Source organism: Streptococcus sp. LYSM12 (assembly GCF_004569635.1).
GTDB lineage: Bacteria > Bacillota > Bacilli > Lactobacillales > Streptococcaceae > Streptococcus.
This window is the reverse complement of record NZ_SPOZ01000020.1, coordinates 1-17,934: the sequence shown is the minus strand read 5'-3', so window position 1 is coordinate 17,934 and position 17,934 is coordinate 1. Positions and strand designations below refer to the sequence as shown.

Genomic DNA, 17,934 nt, shown 5'->3' with positions numbered 1-17,934 from the left:
ATTATAGGTTTGAACCGCAACATTTGAAAGTGAAAAAGAAACACCCTTTTCAACTTTCATGTTTACTCCTAGAAAACTATCCCGTGTTCAGCTAGAACACCTAACTAAACATTCCTTTCTTCAATTTTTTGAGCGCCAATCAATAGCAACGCTATCACTACTTGATTACCACACTAGCATCCGTTTTTTCCACGATTCGACCGATTTCATAGACTTCTTCGTCGACTAGTTCTCTGACGCGCTCCACATCTTCTGCTGCTACCGCAAGAACCATTCCAAGACCCATATTGAAAATTTCAAACATTTCCGCATGAGGAATCTTACCATATTTCTCCAAAACCTTAAAAATCGGCAAGACTGGCACTTGTTTTTCATCAATCTCAGCGGCTAGTTCTGAACCAAACATCCGTGGAATATTTTCAATAAATCCACCACCTGTAATATGGGCAATCCCATGTACCAAATTTGCTTTTATCAGTGGAAGCAAGGCTTTAACGTAGATACGTGTTGGTTCAAGCAACACTTCCTTAAGGGGCTTGCCGTCTAGTTCAGGTAGTACCTCATCTCCTGTATAGCCTGCAAAAACACGGCGAACCAAAGAATAGCCATTCGAATGAATCCCGCTAGAAGCAAGGCCTAAAAGAACATCGCCAGATTGAACGTTTGAACCATCAATAGTTTGGGATTTCTCAGCGATACCTACTGCAAAGCCTGCCAAGTCATAGTCATCTTCTCCATACATACCAGGCATTTCAGCTGTCTCACCACCAATCAGAGCAGCACCAGCTTGAACACAGCCCTCAGCCACACCAGCAACAACCTGCTCCAACTTTTCTGGCACATTCTTACCAGTCGCTACATAGTCAAGGAAATAGAGAGGCTCCGCTCCAGCAGCAATGATATCGTTCACGCACATAGCTACACAGTCTTGACCAATCGTATCATGCTTGTCATACTTGATCGCAAGCATCAACTTAGTTCCAACACCATCTGTACCTGAAATCAACACAGGCTCTTTCACACCAGTAGTTGTGAGGTCAAACATTCCACCAAAGCCACCGAGAGCTCCCATCACACCAAGACGTTCAGTACGCGCCACATGTTTTTTTATCCGCTCAACCACCTCGTAGCCAGCTTCCACATCAACGCCAGATTGAGCATAAGCATTTTTAGACATAATATTTTTCCTTCTCTTTTTTTTATTTGTTAAAAAACTATATTGGAGATTGCACCATTTTTCTACTCTAATAAAAATGAAATTCTAACTAGTTTTCACAATTAAGAATTGTGAACGGTTGGGGATAAGGATAGCAAGGCTAGCTTCTCGGTCGAACTGAAGTTCAGCAAAGTAAGCCAACGACGAAAGAAAGTGATGTTTGACAAATATGAGCTTTGGACCTCTGGGATAAAGGAACCACCGACAAATGCTTTCATCTTTAGTCAATCATAAGACGTAGTGCATAAGCATTTTCCTCTCATTTTATTTTCCTGCTTTTTGTTAAGAAAGGAACTCAACCGTGATTTCAACGTCTCGATTGTCCTTACTCCTTTATTTCTAGCTTCAATCTAGCATAGTCCACTGGATTATCTTCGCTATTCAGTTTTAAAGCCAAGCATCCGTCATCACTCATCTGACGATCGGTACACATCAAATGGTTCACACTATAAGCCTTAATGAGATTGGGTACTCTCATCCCAACCTCTCAACTCACTATCTCTATTGCTTTTATAATCTTTTATTACTTCGTTCACTCGCTTTTCCGTACTCTAGTACAGCCTGCAGCTCCTTGCCTAGTACGAAAAGTAAACGAAACAACTATAACGTGACAAAACTATTTAACATAATCGATATGAAAGCTAACTTTCTCTTCTAAACTCTTCAAGTAAGCATCTTCATAGTCATAAAGTGGTGTTGGGTATTTCCCATCAAAATAAGCTACACACAAACCACCATTTGGAGCATCTGTATCCAGTCCAATTGATTCAATCAGCCCCTCCAAGGATAGATAAGTCAAACTATCTGCACCGATAATCTCACAAACTTCATCAACTGTATGATTAGCTGAAATCAATTCTCGACGAGTTTGAATATCGATGCCATAAAAACATGGATATTTCAACTCTGGGCTACCGATAGCTACATGAACCTCCGCTGCTCCTGCTTCTTTCAAAAGCTGAACTATACGACGAGAAGTTGTTCCACGAACGATAGAATCATCCACCATGACCACCCGCTTACCCTTGACGACACTAGAAACAGCTGACAATTTCATTCGAACCCCTTGCTCACGAAGTTCTTGAGTTGGTTGGATAAAGGTGCGTTGTGTATATTGATTTTTCACCAAGCCCATCTCATTAGGCAGACCAGACTCTTCTGCAAAGCCCATAGCAGCCGATAGTGACGAATTAGGGACTCCAACAACAATGTCCGCTGAATGCTTAAACTCCCGTGCTAAACGGCGTCCCATATTCTTACGAGCTGTATGAACATTGACTCCTGCAATATCAGAATCAGGGCGGGCAAAATACACATACTCCATTGAGCAAATTGCCAGCTGGGTGTCCTCCGTATAGGTATCATACTGAATTCCATCATCATCAATGATGATTACTTCACCGGGTTTGACATCTCTAACCCACTCTGCTCCCACTACTTCAAAAGCACATGTTTCTGATGAAACAACCCAAGCTCCATTTTTCATTCGTCCGATGGACAAGGGGCGAAAACCATTCGGGTCTAAAGCAGCAATCAGTTTATCCTCTGTTAAAAGCAGATAGGCAAAGCCACCCTTAACTGTATTTAAAGCCTCTTTAATTTTACCCATAAAGCTAGGATTATGGCTACGACGAATGAGGTGCATCAAAATTTCTGTATCAGATGACGCGTTGAAAATCGCACCTTGTTTTTCTAATTCTTTTCGGAGAGAAATGGCATTTGTCAAATTTCCATTGTGAGCTAATCCGAATTCTCCATCATGAAATTTATAGAGAAAGGGTTGAATATTCCGAATATCCGCTGCTCCTGCTGTCGCATAACGAACGTGTCCAATCGCTGCCTTGCCCGTTAATGTATCCAAATCATCTGGATTTTTAAAGACTTCTGACAACAATCCCTTCTCACGGTAGCCTCGCAGGCTCCCATTAGAATTAGAAACAATCCCAGCTCCCTCCTGGCCACGGTGCTGTAAACTATGCAAACCAAAATAAGTTACTTGAGCTGCTTGAGGATGCCCCCAAATCCCAAAAACTCCACATTCTTCATTGAGAGATTTTTTTTCGTAAGTCATGATTGTCCTTCTTGCTGATTCTTTTAAGTTGGTAGAAAGGAGAGAGCATCTCACCCTAACTACTCTCTATTTATGTTTAAAAAAGTTAACTGCTGAAATAAATAATCGTTGATCCTTATTTCCTGGAATATTTTGAAATAGTCCTGATTCATAACGTTCAGAATGCCCCATTTTCCCAATGATTTGTCCATTCTTACTGGTAATCCCCTCAATGGCATACAAGGACCCGTTTGGATTGTAACGACTATCCATACTTGCTTGTCCTTCAAAATCCACATACTGGCTAAAAATTTGCCCATTGTCACGAAGTTCTGCAAATTCTGTCGGTGTTACGACAAATTTTCCTTCTCCATGCGATACTGGAATAGTGTGAATATCACCGACTTCAACACCAGCAAGCCACGGTGAATTAGTATTGACAATGCGGGTCTCCACCATTTTTGCCACATGTTGGTTGGCATCATTGTAAAAGAGGGTCGGGCTCGCTTCACCTGCTTCTTCAAAGTTTCCATACGGCAAGAGACCTGATTTAACAAGGGCTTGGAAGCCATTACAGATACCAATAACAAGACCTCCACGCGCAATAAAAGCATCTATTGCCGTCTTGATTTTCTCATTGAGCAGAATATTGACAATGAATTTAGCAGATCCATCTGGCTCATCTGCCGCTGAAAATCCACCTGCAAAAAAGAGAATCTGCGCTTGGTTAATAGAGGTAGCCATGTTTTCAACAGACTGAGCAAGACTAGCTTCATCCAAGTTCACAAATGGCTCGAGTCGTACCTTGGCACCTGCTTGCTCAAAAGCCTTGGCTGAATCATACTCGGAGTTAGTCCCTGGAAAGACTGGAATATATACCAACGGTTGCACAATTTCTTCCTTGCTCTTTCGAACAAAGTCTGTCCTGACTGGGGTCACTTCTGCTATATGACTTTCCTGTTTAAAGACAGTCGGGTAAATTCCCTCAAAAGTTCCCTCAAAACTTGCCTGTAAGTCTGCAAGGGCTAACTCCACACCATTGATGATGAGAGTTGCTTCACCTGTTGTCTGTCCAATAGTTAGAAGTCCCTCAATCTCATCTGGACTAGTGAAGACAAATCCTCCCAGTTGACCTTGTAAGCTGGTTTCTAGCTGGGCAAGTACTACACTTGCTCCGATGCGGTTACCAAAAGTCATAAGTGCGAGAGCTTCTACAACACCACCATATTTGACTGCAGCCGCTGCTGTAATGTTGTATTTTCTTTGAATTTCTGTAAAGCGATTGAAATTTTCTTTGATAGTCGTAAAATCAATCTCTTTAGAAATAGCTGTTCCCGGAATGTAATAGAGATATTCACCAGCTGCCTTAAACTCTGGCGACAAGATCCGAGGAACTGTTGAAGTTGTTACTCCAAAAGCCACCAAGGTCGGAGGAACTGTCAATTCTTCAAAGGTTCCAGACATAGAATCCTTGCCACCAATTGATGGAAGACCCAACTGAATCTGAGCCTCAATAGAACCAAGTAGTGCCGCTACAGGTTTTCCAAAACGTGTAGCCTCTTTATCCATCCGTTCAAAATATTCCTGATACGAAAAGCGCGCCTTTTCCCAATTGCTGCCTGTTGCCACCAAACGACTCGTAGCCTCAATCACAGCATAGGCTGCTCCATGGTAAGGAGACCATTCTGCAATCAAAGGATTGTAGCCTTGAGCAATGACAGAAACGGTTTCTGTCACACCATGCTCTACTGGCAATTTCTGAACCGAACTTTCTGGCGGTGTGAGTTGGTAACGCCCACCTAGTGGATGATTGACCGTTGAACGACCAACCGAACTATCAAAAATCGTCTGCAAACCCTTTTGGCTAGCATGATTCAAGTCCGACAATACATCCTGTATATCCTCTTTCAAGGTCTCTAGTGAAGTCGTTCGTTGCTCTGGCAAGAGATGTGGACTATCTATCACCTTTGCGTCTACCACCACACGTACACCATTGGTATCAAGGAAAGAACGCTCAATATCGACAATCTTCTGCCCTTTCCACATCATGACAAGATTTGGTGTTTCAGTCACTCGGGCTACAGAAACTGCTAGAATATTCTCCTTAGCTGCTAAGGCAATAAAGGTCTCCACATCTTCTGGAGAAACGACCACAGCCATGCGCTCTTGGCTTTCTGAAATGGCAATTTCTGTCCCATTCAAACCTTGATACTTTAGGGGTACCTTGTCCAAATCAATTTCAAGACCCACTGCCAATTCACCAATAGCAACACAGACCCCACCTGCCCCAAAATCATTGGATTTTTTTATCAAGCGAGTTACAGTTTTATCGCGAAAGAGTCGTTGAATTTTCCGCTCCTCAATCGCGTTTCCTTTTTGAACTTCCGCTCCAGCTGTTTCAACAGATGCTACTGTCTGAACCTTGGATGAACCTGTCGCTCCACCCACGCCGTCACGACCTGTTTTTCCACCAAGGAGAATAATCACATCTCCTGCAACCGGCTGTTCACGAATCACATTTTCCTTTGGAGCAGCTCCAACAACGGCACCTAATTCCATACGTTTTGCCACAAATCCTGGGTGGAAGTATTCCCGTACATAGGTTGTTGCAAGACCAATTTGATTTCCATAAGAAGAGTAACCATGGGCAGCAGTTTTAGAGATGACTTGTTGTGATAGTTTTCCTGGGCGAGTTTCAGACAAGGGCTGAGTAATATCACCTGCTCCAGAAATCCGCATAGCCTGATAAACATAGGAACGACCTGAAAGCGGATCGCGAATGGCCCCTCCAATACAGGTTGCCGCACCACCAAAAGGTTCAATTTCTGTTGGATGATTATGGGTCTCGTTTTTAAACATCAAGAGCCATGGCTCTTTAACACCGTTTACATCTACTTCAATTTCTACCGAGCAAGCATTGATTTCATCTGAGACCTCCAGATCATCCAAGCGTCCATTAGCCCGCTCATATCGCCCAAAAATCGTTGCCATATCCATGAGTGTCTGTGGCTTATCCGCTCGCCCCAGTTCCCGCCTCATCGCAAGATATTTATCATAAGTCGTCTGTAGCTGTTCTTGAAAGCACGATTCTGAAAAATCTATCTGGCGTAACTCTGTCTCAAATGTTGTATGGCGACAATGGTCTGACCAATAGGTATCCAAAACTTTCAGCTCTGTCTCTGTCGGACAGCGACCGATGGAAGCAAAATAGTCTTGAATAAAGAGTAAATCCGCCACTTCCATGGCAAGGCCCTGGTCTTTTTTATATTGGGCAAAATCCACTGCGGTATAATTCAGGAAAAAATCAAGCACAGGAATAACCGTATCAGAACTTGAAAAGACCGGTTCTTCCAAACCATTTGTGATATCTTTGAAGCGTGAATCCACAGGATTGAGCAAATAAGCCTGTATCTTCGCAAAATCCTCATCGCTCACATCCGCATTCAAGAGGTAGAGCTGCGCTGTTTTTACCGTCACGCTACTGCCAGCTCCTAAGAGAAAAAGTGCTTCCTGACTGCTTGCTGCACGCTGATCAAATTGCCCAGGAAGAGCCTCAATAGCAAAGAAACGGCTGTTTGCAAGTCCATCTACCACCTCGCTGTCGGTTAGAAGTGTATCGGTCACCTTTTCTGAAAAAATCCGCTCCTCAGCTACCGCCAATAAGGCCTCATCCAAACCAAAAACATCATAGACCTGTACCAAACGCAAGCTCATCAAACTTGTAACTGCTAATCGCTCCTGCAATTCACGTAGCAAACTCTCTGCTTTAATCTGAAAACTCACTTTTTTCTCAACAAAAATCCGTTTGTTCATCTTAGTTCAACTCCTGTAATTTTTCCCACACGACTTGATAGACATCCGTCATCTCTCCAAGACCTCGACGAAAGACATCCTTGTCCATATGATGTCCGTCTGCATCCCAGAGCCTACAATTATCCGGTGAAAATTCATCCGCTAAGATAATCTTACCGTCCTTGTCCTTACCAAATTCCAACTTAAAATCAATCAATGTTAGACCAATTTCTGCAAACCAGGCAGTTAACAAACGATTGATATTTCTTGTTTCTTCCTTAATGTAGCTGATTTCTTCTCTTGAAGCAAGATCCAGAAAGGCAATATGTTCATCGTTGATAAAAGGATCATCCAATTCATCTTTTTTATAATAAAATTCCACAATTGGCTGCTCCAACTTGATCCCTTCTGCTACACCAAAACGCTTGGAAAAAGAACCTGCTGTATAATTACGTAGCACCACTTCCAGCGGAATAATCTCAACCTTTTTGTTCAACTGCTCCGTATCAGACAGTTTTTCAATAAAGTGGGTTGCAATGCCTGCCCGATTTAATTTTTCAAAAATCAAAGACGAAATCTGATTATTCAGCCGTCCCTTTCCGATGACTTCTTCCTTTTTTAGACCATTAAAAGCTGTCGCCTGATCCTTATAGCAAGAGACAATCAGCTCATCCTTTTCCGTTGAATAAATATCCTTAGCTTTCCCCGAATATAACAATGATTGCTTCATAATATTGTTCGCCTTTGTTTTTTATTTTTTAATGTTATGCTATATTTTAACACATAACATTCGTTTATTCAAGAAGATACCAGTGATACACCCCGACAAAGAAAAAAACGTAAGCCAAAAGACGAACGTTTATCTGTTTTATACATCACACAAAAGATAGGAATTTCCTGCTAGGACACTCTCCCTATACTGTCACTCCTTTACAAGCTATAGTCTTTTAGTACTAGAGTACGGCAAAGCGAGTGAACGAAGTAATAAAAGATAGACTAAATGACTATACAAAAGCCATAAAGCAAGCAAAGTAAACATAGGAGGTTCACGCAGAGTCTGTAGAGTCTAAGAAACCTATCTTTTTTACACTGCTCATTAAAAAGCTTGAAGACTGCTAGCTCTCCACTCGTGTTCCACGCGTTCGGATTTCTAGGCGCGGGCTAAAATACTACACTAGTGTATCCGAACTTTCGAATTTCTAGGCGCGGGCTAAAATACTACACTGGAGTATCCGAACTTTCGAATTTCTAGGCGCGGGCTAAAATACTACACTCGTGTTCCGAACTTTCGAATTTCAAGGTGCGGGCTAAAATACTACACTGGAGTATCCGAACTTTCGAATTTCAAGGTGCGGGCTAAAATACTACACTCGTGTTCCGAACTTTCGAATTTCTAGGCGCGGGCTAAAATACTACACTGGAGTATCCGAACTTTCGAATTTCTAGGCGCGGGCTAAAATACTACACTCGTGTTCCGAACTTTCGAATTTCTAGGCGCGGGCTAAAATACTCCACTGGAGTATCCGCACTTTCGAATTTCTAGGTGCGGGCTAAAATACTACACTGGAGTATCCGCACTTTCGAATTTCTAGGTGCGGGCTAAAATACTACACTCGTGTTCCGAACTTTCGAATTTCTAGGCGCGGGCTAAAATACTACACTGGAGTATCCGCACTTTCGAATTTCAAGGTGCGGGCTAAAATACTCCACTGGAGTATTTTAGTCCCCTAAATGGATAGATACGTCAAACTACTCATGCTCTAAACATTTACAAGAATAGTCACTCCCCGTTTCACGTGACTAAATATTCTTTCACTTGTCCACAGGACATCAACTATGCCCTTTTCTGTTCAATATAATCTACAATATCTGCCAGCGTTTCAAATTTTTCAATCGCCTCATCTGAAATCGTAATGTGAAATTCATCTTCTAAGAGCAAAACAAGCTCCATGATTTCGACAGAATCCTCTGCCAGTTCTTTCTGGACAATCAAATCCGGACGAATCAGCAAGTCCTCCCCTTTTTCCTCGATGAGAATTTCCTCAATCCGCTGATAAATTTCTTCCTTAGTCACGAGTTTCCTCCTCATGTGAAAAATAATCGACCGATTTATCGACAATATCGGCTTCTAGCATGGTTCTAATCTGACGAACCGTATGGTAGACTGCTGCTGCATCACTTGATCCGTGCGCTTTTATGACAGGAGCTTTTAACCCCAAAAGCACCGCCCCTCCTGCTTTTTTGTAGTCAAGCGCCCCAAGAGCAGATTTCAACGTTGGCTTCAAGAGCAGACCACCAATTTTAGCCAGCAAGCCACCATTTTTGATAGCTGAAGTTAGCTGACTGAGAATGCTTTTTGCTGTTCCTTCAATCGTTTTGAGGACAGCGTTTCCCGTGAAACCATCCGTCACTACCACATCTGCAACACCATTTAATAACTCACGAGCCTCGATATTGCCAATAAAATGAATCGATTTATCGTGTAAAAGCAACTCATAAGCTTCCTTATGAACAGGTGTTCCTTTTGATTCTTCTGTTCCATTGTTCAACAAGGCGACACGTGGACGAGCAATTCCTCGAACATACTGGGCATAGAAAGACCCCAAAATCGCATATTGATGCAAATGATGAGCCGTATTCTCTGCATTAGCTCCCAAATCCATCATATCAAATCCTTTCCCGTCCATAGTCGGTAAGCTTGACAACAAGCCCGGACGGTCAATTTGCTTCAAACGCCCAACGATAAATACACCCGCAGCAAGAAGAGCCCCTGTATTTCCAGCAGATAAAACAGCATCCGCCTCCCCTGTCTTAACAGCCTTGGTCGCAAGCACCATAGAAGAATTTTTCTTACGACGAATGGCCTTAACGGGCTCGTCGTTTGACTCAATCTTCTCCTCCGTATGAATAATGGAGACTCGGTCCATGCTAGTCAAAAGAGGTTTAATTTTTCTCTCATCTCCATACAGCTGGATTTCAATATCAGAAAAAGCAGCTAGTGCCTGATTAATCCCCTCTATAATCGCTTGCGGAGCATGATCTCCCCCCATTGCATCAACAGCAATACGTTTCATTTTAATTCCTCATTTTCTGTTTGTTTCATTAACTGCCCCCAGGAAGACAGGTCATCAATAAATTTCTTTGATTTTAGATGAATACCCACATACTCTTCATAGAGTTGATCGATAAAAAGTCGCAATTTGGACTTCATCTCATCCTTGACCGAAATCCTCTCCAATTCCTCAAAGGAAATCGCCTGAAATTGATCAATCAGGTAGAGAACATTGGGATCCAGATGTAGGCGTCTCTCATCTTCATGATAGTGTTGCGGACATAACACCCCTGAGTATTTATAAGAATAATCAAAAGGCAACCCCACACGATGACAGAAGACACATTCATGTACATTCAACGATACACCAAATCGTCCCAGCAGTTGCACTTCAAAAATATTAGTCAAAATCTCATAATCCAATCCCGACTCCATCAGCTCCAAAGTCTTAATCAAAAAAGTAAACAAGGACGCATCATGAATTTTGTCCTGCACACAAGCATCTGCTAGAGCAAGAACGTAAGTCGCATAACTCAAACAAAAAATATCCTGATTAAGTTGCCGAAAGGGCTGAACCTGATGAAAATCCTCGATATAGCTCAGTCCATCCTCATTGATTTTGACAATAAACTCCGCATAGGTTAATGGCTGAATCGCAGCAGTCAATTTGGATTTAGCAACATGTTTCACGAAAAACATCCTTTTTCCTGCCTGCTCGGTAAAAATTTTGACCAGTTTATCCGCTTCACGGAAGTCTCGATTATAGAGAACAATTCCGCTTGTTTCAATCCGTTCCATAATCCGCCATAAATTCTTTCAATCGCACCATTGCCTGCTCAATCGTCTCCATGCTAGCCGCATAAGAAATCCGAATATATCCCTCTCCGTACTGACCAAAGGCCGCACCAGGGATAAAGGCAACAGCCTTTTTCCGGGCAAGTTCTTGTAAGAAATGAAAGGAATCTTGATTGTAGCCGTCTGGAATCTTAGCAAAGATATAAAACGCACCATCTGGCTTGATGATTTTAAAGCCAAGTGCCGTCATCTTCTCAATCAGATAATCCCTACGTTTAACATATTCTTGACACATAGGAAAGGCATCTTCCTTTCCATTTTTTAAGGCTTCTAAAGCACCATACTGCATGGCTGTCGCTGCGGCAGTTACCAAATACTGGTGACTTTTAATCACCTGACTGATAATCTCAGCACACGACATAATCAAGCCAATCCGCCACCCTGTCATGGCGTGTGATTTAGACAACCCTTGAATTAAAATCGTCTGTTCTGGCAAGAACTCCGCAATCGATACATGAGGCTCTCCTGTATAAGTCAATTCTGCATAAACCTCGTCTGATAAGACAAAAATGGGATATTTCTTCAAGACCTCTGCAAAAGCTTGAATCTGTTCCCGAGAGTAAGTCACCCCTGTAGGATTCGTGGGATAATTCAAAATGACCGCCTTGAGTTTATCTCCCTGCTCAGCAATCGCTTGTTCCAACACCTCAGGTGTCAAGACAAAAGCAGTTGCTGTCGTGTCAATTTCAACAATGTCTGCTCCCACCATATTGACAATCGGTTCATAACCAGGATAAGCAGGCGCTGGCAACAATACTGTGTCTCCCGGCTCCAAAATGGCTACCAAGCTAGCAGACAAGGCTTCAGTCGCACCAATTGTCACCAATATTTCACTCATAGGATTGTAAGATAAGTTGTATTTTTCAGCGACAAATTCAGCTGCTACTTGTCGCAATTCGAATAGACCTGCCATACCCGTATAATAGCTCTGATTAGCATCAATGGCAGCTTTCGCTACTTCCTTAATATGATCTGGTGTTGTAAAATCGGGTTCTCCCAAAGTTAACTTTAAAATACCAGGGATATCTGAAATGGCTTGATCAAACTGACGAATCATTGACACTTCAATCCGATTCAAATTCTGATTAAAACGATGATATAAGTCCATCTCTCACCTCTCTATTCACTCATACGCTACCAGTCTTTTAGTACTAACCAACGAACTACAAGGTTATGCTAAGTACGGCAAACCTAGCTGACAAAGTAGTAAACGGTAAACTGAATAACGATAAAATACATTTCTATTGATGAAATAGATTGCTCTATCACATTATACCACTATTTTCAATTAAGAAAAAGTTTACAACATAAAGAATAGACTGAAGCGACGCTTCAGTCTATTCTTCTTATTTATCCTTGATTGTTTCAAATAAAGGTGACAATGGACGCTTTTCATGAATTCGAATGATTGCTTCAGCCAATAGATCCGCTGTTGAAATCCATTCAATCTTATCAATCAAACGAGCCTCAGGAATTTCAATTGTATCCAATACGACCAATTTCTTAATTGCAGAGTTTTGGATATTTTCCATGGCAGGTCCAGACAAGACAGGATGGGTACATGAAGCATAAACTTCTACTGCACCAGCTTCTGCCAAAGCATCCGCTGCATGGCAAATCGTTCCTGCTGTATCAATCATATCATCAATTAAGATACAAGTCTTGCCCTCAATATTTCCGATAATATTCATCACTTCTGATGTATTCATCTTATCAACACTACGACGTTTATCAATAATGGCAATCGGTGTCTTCAAGAATTGTGCTAACTTACGTGCACGCGTTACACCACCATGGTCAGGAGATACCACCACATATCCATCCCCGACCATGCCACGTCGCTCGAAGTAATCTGCAATCAAAGGCGCTCCCATCAAGTGATCTACCGGAATATCAAAGAAACCTTGAATCTGCGCTGCGTGCAAATCAATTGTTAATAATCGATCGACACCTGCAATCTCTAACATATTGGCAACCAACTTAGATGTAATGGGTTCCCGCGCACGTGCTTTACGATCCTGACGTGCATAGCCATAATAAGGAATAACGACATTTACTGACTCTGCAGATGCCCGTTTCAAAGCATCTACCATAATCAAAATCTCCATTAAATGATCATTTACTGGAGAACTAGTTGATTGAAGAATATACACATGTCTCCCACGGATAGACTCTTCAATATTCACCTGAATTTCACCGTCTGAAAATTGACGAACGGTAGACCTCCCTAAAGAAATTCCCATTTTCTCTGCAACTTTCGTTGCTAACTTTTGATTTGAACTAAGGGCAAACAACTTTATGTCAGAAAATGCCATGACAGCCTCCTATTTATTTTTACCTTACTATTTTAACCCTTTTTAAAACAATTTTCAAACAAAAATCAAATCAAACAACCAAGGAAAAAACCTCAGATTACTCCAAGGTTTGTTACCTATTCTATTACGGATAAATGTATCCTGCTACACCATCAGCTGCTGGATTAAACAATCCACGGAAATCAGCTATATATTGGTTACCTGCATAGTTCGATTCAACAACTCGAATTTGTGAACCATTCACTTCTGTAACAACCGCTACGTGACCGTAAGAACCTGAAGTCCAAACTGCAACCGCTCCAACTTGTGGAGTAGAACCTGTACGGAAACCTGCTGCAGATGCTGAATACAACCATTGATTCGCATTACCCCAATAGTTTCCAACCCAAGTAGCTACTTGTTTTACACCCCAAGTACACTGACCAACTGGATAAGTATTGTTCGCATCATAAGTAACGGGTTGGCGAACTGGTGTCGCTGCAACACTTCCTGTAGAAACTGTTGCGCTTACTTGAGGAGCAGGCGTGCTCGCTACCAGATTCGTTACAACTGGCTGCTGTTGTTGTTGCTGTGCTACTGCCATTTGTTGCGCTTGATAAGCTGCTTGTGCTGCAGCCGCTGCCTGTGCTGCAGCTTGCGCTGCGGCTTTTTCTTCAATCAAGGCTTGCTTTTCATCTTCTGCTGTCGCTTTTTCAGCTGCAAGAGTCAGTTGCGCCACCTTCAAAGCTGCTTTTTGAGTATTTAGCTCTTGTGAAGCATCATCCAATTTTTTCCAGTTTGCCTCAACCACATTGATTGCTTCTTGATTGGACTTTTGCTTTTCTGAAATTGCTTCTTTATCTGCTTTTTGTTGCTCAAGCATCCGATTATTCGCTGCAACAATTTCACGCATAGCATTCACACGAGATACAGCATCAATAATTGATTTTGAATCTAAAATAGTATTGATATAGCTAGTTGCTGAACCATCCGTCTGCGCACTACGAGCTTGCTTTTTCAAGGCTTCGTCACGTGAAACAATATCACCAGCTAATTTCTCAATTTCTGCACTCAAGGCTTGTGACTCTGCTTGCAAACGCTCATTTTCAGCTGTCAAGCTCGATTGTTCTGCAACAATAGAGTCAACCTTTGCTTGGATTTCATCAACCTGTGCCTGCGCACTAGCCTGTTGATTCGCAATTTCTTTAATCTTGTTATCTTGAGCTACAATCTTGCTATCTGTATCATCTGCTTTAACCATTGATACATTTTCAACAGTTGTTAAAACAATGGTACTTACCAGCAAACTTGCTAAGATTTTTTTCTTCATAGGTTTGTTAAACTCCTCTGCTCTTTCTGACTATATCATTCTACCAAAAAAATCGCGTAAATATATTACGCGATTATTACATTTTGATGTCTTATTTGTGATATATAAAGAACTTCTCTAATACTGGCTGCAACATCACTAATAAAAGAGAATTGAAGACCAAAGTTGGTACCAAACTATACACTACGAAGATAAACATAGACAAATTGGTTAATTCAAACAAGCGAGCAAATAAGAATGCTCCAAATTCGACTACAAAGACCACAACTAATAGAATAATATGATTGGTTACCCGCTTAAACTTTAAACTCTGATAGAAATAATCAATCAAATAAATCACTAACGGAAATAAGATTACAAAGACACCTAATACATTCAAATAATAAATATCATATAAGAAACCAATTATTGTAAACATGGCAACATTGTAAAAAGTAGGAACATAAAGAACGGAAAACAGCCCTAGAATCAATAAAAGATAACTTGATATATAAATGATGCCTGGTGTCAAATTAATAAACAAGGTAGATAACTGCCCATCTATCACCAAAGATAGAAGCAAAAGGAAAGGAATTAGATACTTTACATAGTTTTTCATTTCCCATCTCCTACAACCAAAACTGAGTAAATATTTGAAAAATTCGCAGTCGGCTCAATATATAACTCACGATTTAAATCACTGCTACTTGTCTTAACAGATCTCACTTTTCCAATTTGAATATTGGACGGCGTGGTTCCAGCCAGATCACTAGTGACTACATTGCTACCAACTGCAATCGCGTCAACACTATTTAATTGACTAATAATAAAGCTATTGGTATCCGTATCGTATCCAGTTAAAATACCATAAATATTATTATTTCCTGCTGTAATTTTTACAGGAATTTTGGTGACTTTATCTAAATTACATAACAGCTTGACATCCGCTACGTCATCATAGATATGTTCAATAATGCCTACCAAACCACCGTTTGATACCACTAACATCTCCTCAGTCAGACCATCTTTTTTTCCTAAATCAATCGTCAACTGTGTATTCCAAGAAACAGGTGTTCGTACAGATACCAAGCCTATAAGAAAATCTTTCTCTTCATAACGCTCCGCCATTCCAAGACTTTCTCTTAAACTGTCATTTTCTTTTTTGATTGTATCCAACTCTGCAACTTGACCTTCTAATGCTGTTAAAGAGGCTTTCAATTCCTTATTTTCATCATAGGTTTCTATCAATTCAGCAATCACATCACGCTGTTGTGAGAAAAATCGAATGGGTTTAGAAAGAAATTGATTGACATAAGATAGCGAGCTATGAATACCATTTGAAACATAGGGAATGTCCAAACGTTTATTGACCGTCAAGAACAATAAAGAGAATGACAACACCAACAGTACTGAACTTACAACAATCAATTTAGCAACTTTATTCATCTCTTATCTAACCTCATACAATCCAAACAAATTTTTATACAATAAAACGAGAATATCATTTGATAATCTCGTTAAACAACGGAGAATAAGGGATTCGAACCCTTGCGCCAGTTACCCGACCTAACGATTTAGCAAACCGTCCTCTTCAGCCTCTTGAGTAATTCTCCATTTATAAATGGGCACGAGTGGAATCGAACCACCGACCTCACGCTTATCAGGCGTGCGCTCTAACCATCTGAGCTACGCGCCCAAACATCTTGTTTGGTATTTGGATACAATCCAAAAGCGGGTGACGAGAATCGAACTCGCGACAACAGCTTGGAAGGCTGTAGTTTTACCACTAAACTACACCCGCATTTTATTTTTAAATAAATGGCGCGAGACGGAATCGAACCGCCGACACATGGAGCTTCAATCCATTGCTCTACCAACTGAGCTACCGAGCCAAATCCACAATCAAATTGCGGGAGCAGGATTTGAACCTACGACCTTCGGGTTATGAGCCCGACGAGCTACCTAGCTGCTCCATCCCGCGTTAATCATATAAAATCATATTCAGGCTGAGACCCTAATGGAGATAAGCACTTCCTAGAGTCCAAAGACCCTAAGCCCGCTTCCTCTTTTCATAAGGAGTTCCTAACACCTTCATACTTAAGGAGGATGTGGGATTCGAACCCACGCACGCTTTTACACGCCTGACGGTTTTCAAGACCGTTCCCTTCAGCCGGACTTGGGTAATCCTCCATATTATGGACCTTGTAGGACTTGAACCTACGACCGCTCGGTTATGAGCCGAGAGCTCTAACCAGCTGAGCTAAAGGTCCAGCATAATCAAATAGCGGCGAAGGGGATCGAACCCCCGACCTCCCGGGTATGAACCGGACGCTCTAGCCAGCTGAGCTACACCGCCAAAATGTAAATCGGGAAGACAGGATTCGAACCTGCGACACCTTGGTCCCAAACCAAGTACTCTACCAAGCTGAGCTACTTCCCGCAAATAATGAGTGGTCAGACCTCACTTGTAGAGTACTTGTAAGGACGATTTACGCCGTAAATCCCTATCTCCAACCTCAAAGCCGTGCTTTGAGCTCTACCAAGCTGAGCTACTTCCCATACATATGAGTGGTCATATCCGTTCTCACTAAAAATAAATCTCCCCTAATGTTTCCATTAAGCGAGTCATGCACCCTAGAGGAGTCGAACCTCTAACCGCCTGATTCGTAGTCAGGTACTCTATCCAGTTGAGCTAAGGGTGCCCTTTCATGCCGAGGACCGGAATCGAACCGGTACGATGTTTCCATCGCAGGATTTTAAGTCCTGTGCGTCTGCCAGTTCCGCCACCCCGGCCTCTTCAAGCGAACGACGGGATTCGAACCCGCGACCCCCACCTTGGCAAGGTGGTGTTCTACCACTGAACTACGTTCGCATTCCCTCTATGCCGGCTACATGACTTGAACACGCGACCCTCTGATTACAAATCAGATGCTCTACCAACTGAGCTAAGCCGGCCTATTTTTTCTATGCGGGTTAAGGGACTTGAACCCCCATGCCCGAAAGCGCCAGATCCTAAATCTGGTGCGTCTGCCAATTCCGCCAAACCCGCAATGACCCGTGCTGGGCTCGAACCAGCGACCCTTTGATTAAAAGTCAAATGCTCTACCAACTGAGCTAACGAGTCTGTCCTATCTGTCTCTTAAAATAATCCTCGGACTATCTTAACGGTCCCGACGGGATTCGAACCCGCGATCTTCGCCGTGACAGGGCGACGTGATAACCGCTACACTACGGGACCTATTATGGGAGTTAACGGGATCGAACCGCTGACCCTCTGCTTGTAAGGCAGATGCTCTCCCAGCTGAGCTAAACTCCCATGGGAGGAAGCCTAGCTCAGCTGGATTAGTAGAAAGCAAGGCTTTCCAC

General features: G+C 42.1%; 13 protein-coding genes and 17 tRNA genes. All 30 read right to left on the bottom strand.

All coding sequences use genetic code 11. The features are described from left to right. Positions 1-157: 157 nt before the first annotated feature. The gene (gene purM, locus E4T79_RS07560) at positions 158-1,177 is read right to left on the bottom strand and encodes a phosphoribosylformylglycinamidine cyclo-ligase (RefSeq protein ID WP_135029141.1); all 1,020 of its coding nucleotides are present in this window, start codon (positions 1,175-1,177) and stop codon (positions 158-160) included. Between the two features lie 364 nt (positions 1,178-1,541). Next, positions 1,542-1,694: a hypothetical protein gene (locus E4T79_RS11075; RefSeq protein ID WP_167752651.1), complete on the bottom strand. Its 153-nt coding sequence runs from the start codon at positions 1,692-1,694 to the stop codon at positions 1,542-1,544. Between the two features lie 138 nt (positions 1,695-1,832). Then, positions 1,833-3,287: an amidophosphoribosyltransferase gene (gene purF, locus E4T79_RS07555; RefSeq protein WP_135029139.1), complete on the bottom strand. Its 1,455-nt coding sequence runs from the start codon at positions 3,285-3,287 to the stop codon at positions 1,833-1,835. Positions 3,288-3,353: 66 nt separating this feature from the next. Continuing rightward, a complete protein-coding gene (locus E4T79_RS07550) occupies positions 3,354-7,079 on the bottom strand; it encodes a phosphoribosylformylglycinamidine synthase (RefSeq protein WP_135029137.1) in 3,726 nt (1,241 codons plus the stop codon). A gap of 1 nt (position 7,080) precedes the next feature. Next, positions 7,081-7,788: a phosphoribosylaminoimidazolesuccinocarboxamide synthase gene (gene purC, locus E4T79_RS07545; RefSeq protein ID WP_135029135.1), complete on the bottom strand. Its 708-nt coding sequence runs from the start codon at positions 7,786-7,788 to the stop codon at positions 7,081-7,083. A gap of 1,104 nt (positions 7,789-8,892) precedes the next feature. Next, positions 8,893-9,132 carry a phosphopantetheine-binding protein gene (locus tag E4T79_RS07540; protein ID WP_135029133.1) on the bottom strand — a complete coding sequence of 80 codons (240 nt, stop codon included), beginning with the start codon at positions 9,130-9,132 and terminating at the stop codon, positions 8,893-8,895. Beyond that, positions 9,125-10,132 carry a phosphate acyltransferase PlsX gene (plsX, locus tag E4T79_RS07535; RefSeq protein WP_135029131.1) on the bottom strand — a complete coding sequence of 336 codons (1,008 nt, stop codon included), beginning with the start codon at positions 10,130-10,132 and terminating at the stop codon, positions 9,125-9,127. Before plsX ends, E4T79_RS07540 begins: the two co-directional genes overlap by 8 nt. After that, on the bottom strand, positions 10,129-10,908 hold the full coding sequence (gene recO, locus E4T79_RS07530; protein WP_135029129.1) for a DNA repair protein RecO: 780 nt from the start codon (positions 10,906-10,908) through the stop codon (positions 10,129-10,131). Before recO ends, plsX begins: the two co-directional genes overlap by 4 nt. Further along, complete coding sequence (locus tag E4T79_RS07525; protein ID WP_135029127.1) at positions 10,895-12,073, bottom strand: pyridoxal phosphate-dependent aminotransferase; 1,179 nt, start codon at positions 12,071-12,073, stop codon at positions 10,895-10,897. Before E4T79_RS07525 ends, recO begins: the two co-directional genes overlap by 14 nt. A 238-nt stretch (positions 12,074-12,311) precedes the next feature. Further along, entirely contained in the window at positions 12,312-13,280 is a 969-nt protein-coding gene (locus E4T79_RS07520) for a ribose-phosphate diphosphokinase (RefSeq protein ID WP_135029125.1), read from the bottom strand. Positions 13,281-13,404: 124 nt separating this feature from the next. Next, complete coding sequence (locus E4T79_RS07515) at positions 13,405-14,589, bottom strand: CHAP domain-containing protein (protein WP_135029123.1); 1,185 nt, start codon at positions 14,587-14,589, stop codon at positions 13,405-13,407. Positions 14,590-14,680: 91 nt separating this feature from the next. Then, a complete protein-coding gene (gene mreD / locus E4T79_RS07510) occupies positions 14,681-15,187 on the bottom strand; it encodes a rod shape-determining protein MreD (RefSeq protein ID WP_135029121.1) in 507 nt (168 codons plus the stop codon). Continuing rightward, positions 15,184-16,014, bottom strand: a complete 831-nt coding sequence (mreC, locus tag E4T79_RS07505) for a rod shape-determining protein MreC (RefSeq protein WP_135029119.1) — start codon at positions 16,012-16,014, stop codon at positions 15,184-15,186. The genes mreD and mreC overlap by 4 nt, the downstream gene beginning before the upstream one ends. A gap of 79 nt (positions 16,015-16,093) precedes the next feature. Further along, positions 16,094-16,181, bottom strand: a tRNA-Ser gene (locus E4T79_RS07500). A gap of 9 nt (positions 16,182-16,190) precedes the next feature. Further along, positions 16,191-16,264: transfer RNA gene (locus tag E4T79_RS07495), tRNA-Ile, on the bottom strand. A gap of 34 nt (positions 16,265-16,298) precedes the next feature. Then, positions 16,299-16,369, bottom strand: a tRNA-Gly gene (locus E4T79_RS07490). Positions 16,370-16,387: 18 nt separating this feature from the next. Continuing rightward, positions 16,388-16,460, bottom strand: a tRNA-Phe gene (locus tag E4T79_RS07485). 15 nt (positions 16,461-16,475) lie between these two features. Continuing rightward, positions 16,476-16,549 (bottom strand) — tRNA-Met (locus E4T79_RS07480). A gap of 119 nt (positions 16,550-16,668) precedes the next feature. Next, positions 16,669-16,758, bottom strand: a tRNA-Ser gene (locus E4T79_RS07475). Between the two features lie 6 nt (positions 16,759-16,764). After that, positions 16,765-16,838, bottom strand: a tRNA-Ile gene (locus tag E4T79_RS07470). Positions 16,839-16,850: 12 nt separating this feature from the next. Continuing rightward, positions 16,851-16,924, bottom strand: a tRNA-Met gene (locus E4T79_RS07465). A gap of 10 nt (positions 16,925-16,934) precedes the next feature. Beyond that, positions 16,935-17,008, bottom strand: a tRNA-Pro gene (locus tag E4T79_RS07460). A 188-nt stretch (positions 17,009-17,196) separates the two neighbouring features. Further along, a tRNA-Arg gene (locus E4T79_RS07455) sits at positions 17,197-17,270 on the bottom strand. A gap of 7 nt (positions 17,271-17,277) precedes the next feature. Beyond that, positions 17,278-17,361, bottom strand: a tRNA-Leu gene (locus tag E4T79_RS07450). A 7-nt stretch (positions 17,362-17,368) separates the two neighbouring features. Continuing rightward, a tRNA-Gly gene (locus tag E4T79_RS07445) sits at positions 17,369-17,440 on the bottom strand. A gap of 10 nt (positions 17,441-17,450) precedes the next feature. Then, positions 17,451-17,523 (bottom strand) — tRNA-Thr (locus tag E4T79_RS07440). A 12-nt stretch (positions 17,524-17,535) separates the two neighbouring features. Next, positions 17,536-17,617, bottom strand: a tRNA-Leu gene (locus E4T79_RS07435). A gap of 2 nt (positions 17,618-17,619) precedes the next feature. Continuing rightward, a tRNA-Lys gene (locus E4T79_RS07430) sits at positions 17,620-17,692 on the bottom strand. A 41-nt stretch (positions 17,693-17,733) separates the two neighbouring features. After that, positions 17,734-17,806, bottom strand: a tRNA-Asp gene (locus E4T79_RS07425). 5 nt (positions 17,807-17,811) lie between these two features. Continuing rightward, positions 17,812-17,884, bottom strand: a tRNA-Val gene (locus tag E4T79_RS07420). Positions 17,885-17,934 lie beyond the last annotated feature (50 nt).

Bases quoted from the DNA above. Each gene is read 5' to 3' on its own strand.
- purM (WP_135029141.1), bottom strand. From the start codon at position 1,177: ATGTCTAAAAATGCTTATGCTCAATCTGGCGTTGATGTGGAAGCTGGC.
- E4T79_RS11075 (WP_167752651.1), bottom strand. From the start codon at position 1,694: ATGAGAGTACCCAATCTCATTAAGGCTTATAGTGTGAACCATTTGATG.
- purF (WP_135029139.1), bottom strand. From the start codon at position 3,287: ATGACTTACGAAAAAAAATCTCTCAATGAAGAATGTGGAGTTTTTGGG.
- E4T79_RS07550 (WP_135029137.1), bottom strand. From the start codon at position 7,079: ATGAACAAACGGATTTTTGTTGAGAAAAAAGTGAGTTTTCAGATTAAA.
- purC (WP_135029135.1), bottom strand. From the start codon at position 7,788: ATGAAGCAATCATTGTTATATTCGGGGAAAGCTAAGGATATTTATTCA.
- plsX (WP_135029131.1), bottom strand. From the start codon at position 10,132: ATGAAACGTATTGCTGTTGATGCAATGGGGGGAGATCATGCTCCGCAA.
- recO (WP_135029129.1), bottom strand. From the start codon at position 10,908: ATGGAACGGATTGAAACAAGCGGAATTGTTCTCTATAATCGAGACTTC.
- E4T79_RS07525 (WP_135029127.1), bottom strand. From the start codon at position 12,073: ATGGACTTATATCATCGTTTTAATCAGAATTTGAATCGGATTGAAGTG.
- E4T79_RS07520 (WP_135029125.1), bottom strand. From the start codon at position 13,280: ATGGCATTTTCTGACATAAAGTTGTTTGCCCTTAGTTCAAATCAAAAG.
- E4T79_RS07515 (WP_135029123.1), bottom strand. From the start codon at position 14,589: ATGAAGAAAAAAATCTTAGCAAGTTTGCTGGTAAGTACCATTGTTTTA.
- mreD (WP_135029121.1), bottom strand. From the start codon at position 15,187: ATGAAAAACTATGTAAAGTATCTAATTCCTTTCCTTTTGCTTCTATCT.
- mreC (WP_135029119.1), bottom strand. From the start codon at position 16,014: ATGAATAAAGTTGCTAAATTGATTGTTGTAAGTTCAGTACTGTTGGTG.